The sequence below is a fragment of the Streptomyces sp. UH6 genome, assembly GCF_013421635.1.
GTDB classification, from domain to species: Bacteria; Actinomycetota; Actinomycetes; order Streptomycetales; family Streptomycetaceae; genus Streptomyces; species Streptomyces abyssomicinicus.
This window is the reverse complement of record NZ_JACADT010000670.1, coordinates 1-3,197: the sequence shown is the minus strand read 5'-3', so window position 1 is coordinate 3,197 and position 3,197 is coordinate 1. Positions and strand designations below refer to the sequence as shown.

2 protein-coding genes are annotated in these 3,197 nt (G+C 69.6%); both read left to right on the top strand.

Going from position 1 to position 3,197, the window contains the following annotated elements; translation table 11 throughout:
• Positions 1 to 408: 408 nt before the first annotated feature.
• Positions 409 to 1,521: an alanine dehydrogenase gene (gene ald, locus HW445_RS24010; protein ID WP_180223028.1), complete on the top strand. Its 1,113-nt coding sequence runs from the start codon at positions 409 to 411 to the stop codon at positions 1,519 to 1,521.
• A 388-nt stretch (positions 1,522 to 1,909) separates the two neighbouring features.
• Positions 1,910 to 3,082 carry a ParA family protein gene (locus HW445_RS32870; RefSeq protein WP_180223027.1) on the top strand — a complete coding sequence of 391 codons (1,173 nt, stop codon included), beginning with the start codon at positions 1,910 to 1,912 and terminating at the stop codon, positions 3,080 to 3,082.
• Positions 3,083 to 3,197: the final 115 nt, after the last annotated feature.

Below are 3,197 nucleotides of genomic sequence, written 5' to 3'. Positions count from 1 at the left end.
TGGAGCGCCTGGGCGACCCGGCCGCCGCCCGCCTGCACCGGGAGACCGCCGGCCGGATGCTCGGCGACGAACCGCCTCCGGGGGTGGCACCCCGGCGGTGACGGCCGGAGCGGTGAGGGTCCGGGGCGGTGACGGTCCGGGGCGGTGACGGTCCGGAGCGGTCACGGTCCGGAGCGGGCGATCACCGCATGTCTCCCTGAGCCTAAGAATTCCGTGGCGTATCCCGCAGATATCGCTTGTTTTACAAGGCTAGACAGCGGGGATTCCTTCATTAGACTGGCTGCGTCGCCGGTTCTCCGGCGTGTATCCGGTGTGCTCACAAGTGACCGGGTATATCCGTGCATGCCCCGGTGTCACCGCGCCGTCGTATGCGCCCTCAAGCCCCCGACTGCAAGGACCGTGATCGACGTGAAGGTCGGCATCCCCCGCGAGGTCAAGAACAACGAGTTCCGCGTGGCCATCACCCCCTCGGGCGTCCACGAACTGGTGCGCCACGGCCACGAGGTCGTCGTCGAGCGGAACGCGGGCCTCGGCTCGTCCATCACCGACGAGGAGTACACCGCGGCCGGCGCCCGGATCCTGGAGACCGCCGACGAGGTCTGGGCCGCCGCCGACATGATCCTCAAGGTCAAGGAGCCCGTCGCCGAGGAGTACCACCGCCTCCGCAAGGACCAGGTCCTCTTCACCTACCTGCACCTCGCCGCCGACCGCCCGGGCACCGAGGCGCTGGTCGCCTCCGGCACCACCGCCATCGCCTACGAGACCGTCGAGATCGACCGCACGCTGCCGCTGCTCGCCCCGATGTCCGAGGTCGCCGGCCGGCTGGCCCCGCAGGTCGGCGCCTACCAGCTGATGCGCGCCAATGGCGGCCGCGGCGTGCTGCCGGGCGGCGTCCCGGGCGTCGCCCCGTCCAAGGCGGTCGTCCTCGGCGGCGGCGTCTCCGGCTGGAACGCCACCCAGATCGCCGTCGGCATGGGCTTCCAGGTCACACTGCTCGACCTGAACATCAACAAGCTCCGCGAGGCCGACAAGGTCTTCGGCACGAAGGTGCAGGCCGTCGTCTCCAACTCCTTCGAGATCGAGAAGGCCCTCCTGGAGGCCGACCTGGTCGTCGGCGCCGTGCTGATCCCCGGCGCCAAGGCCCCGAAGCTGGTCACCAACGAGCTGGTCTCCCGGATGAAGCCGGGAAGTGTCCTTGTCGACATCGCGATCGACCAGGGCGGCTGCTTCGAGGACTCGCGCCCCACCACCCACGCCGAGCCGACCTTCACGGTCCACGACTCGGTCTTCTACTGCGTCGCCAACATGCCGGGCGCGGTGCCGAACACCTCCACCTACGCGCTGACCAACGCCACGCTGCCGTACGTCCTCCAGCTCGCCGACCGCGGCTGGGTCGAGGCCCTGCGCCGCGACCCGGCGCTCGCCAAGGGCCTCAACGTCCACGACGGCCAGGTCGTGTACCGGCAGGTCGCCGAGGCGCACGGCATGGAGCACGTCGCTCTGGAGAGGGTGCTCGGCTGAACGAGCCGTAAACACGGCCGAGTCGACATCCCGACATGACGAGACGGTCACCGTGACCGTCAACCCGGCTGTCAACACCGCGAAACCGGCCGGACCTTGGGCGACCAGGTCCGGCCGGTGGCGTCTTCGCGGCCCGCTGAACGGGCGGTGAGCGCCGCGGACCGTCAACTCGACGTCGGATTTCGGTCGTTGTGTGCCCGGGTGAATCGCGCCGTGCGACGCGCGTACGCCCTTGACAACACGCACGTCCGGAAGGGACACGGCAGGCCGGGTCCGGCGGATTGTGTTGCTGCGAACGGCCGACACGCCATAGAGTCGCCCATCGTCGGCATGGTGCCACGCTGACCTGTCTAGAAGTTTCCTGGTCACCAAGGAGGTAAGACGACTTGTGAATGAGTCGACATTTACTCCCGGGGGTGGTCAGCCAGGAACGCCTGCGGGGGGCACCGGACCCGCCGGAATCGAGGCTGTCGGCTCCGTCGCGGTCCGTACCTTCGCAGCCCACCAGAGCCAGCACCCCCACCTGGCTCCGACAGCACACCAGAGCATGGATGCCCATCACGTGAACGCCATGACCGGCGACGCAAGTGGCGCGCCCCACCACTTCGCCGAATACGACGAACTGCCCGAAGGTCACTTCTACGACCCCGACGCCGAATACGAGCCGGACCCCGAGTACGCGGCCACCCTCGCGCCCGACGCCGCCCGCCAGCGTCGTGAGCGCGTCGGCCCGACCGGGCGTCCCCTGCCGTACTTCCCGATCCCCGGGCCGCTGAACGACCACGGCCCCGCGAAGATCATCGCGATGTGCAACCAGAAGGGCGGCGTCGGCAAGACGACGTCCACCATCAACCTGGGCGCGGCGCTGGCCGAGTACGGCCGGCGGGTGCTGCTGGTCGACTTCGACCCGCAGGGCGCGCTCTCGGTCGGCCTGGGCGTGAACCCGATGGAGCTCGACCTCACCGTCTACAACCTGCTCATGGAGCGGGGCATGGCGGCGGACGAGGTGCTGCTCAAGACGGCGGTCCCCAACATGGACCTGCTGCCGAGCAACATCGACCTCTCCGCGGCCGAGGTCCAGCTGGTCTCCGAGGTCGCCCGCGAGTCGACCCTGCAGCGGGCGCTCAAGCCGCTGATGTCCGAGTACGACTACATCGTGATCGACTGCCAGCCCTCGCTGGGTCTGCTGACGGTCAACGCGCTGACGGCCGCCCACAAGGTCATCGTGCCGCTGGAGTGCGAGTTCTTCGCGCTGCGCGGTGTGGCGCTGCTGACCGAGACCATCGAGAAGGTCCAGGAGCGGCTCAACCCGGAGCTGGAGCTCGACGGGATCCTGGCCACGATGTACGACTCCCGCACGGTGCACAGCCGGGAGGTGCTGGCGCGCGTGGTCGAGGCGTTCGACGACCACGTGTACCACACGGTGATCGGCCGGACCGTCCGGTTCCCGGAGACCACCGTGGCCGGTGAGCCGATCACCACGTACGCCTCCAACTCCGTCGGCGCCGCCGCCTACCGCCAGCTCGCCAGGGAGGTGCTCGCCCGGTGTCACGCCGAGTGAGTCTGCCCGGAGCCGACGAGTTGTTCCGTACCACCGGGGGCTCCGGCCTCCAGTCCTCCTCACCGCGCCGCCAGGCCACCACCGAGCGCGCGGAGGCGCGGGTGCCGGCGCCGGC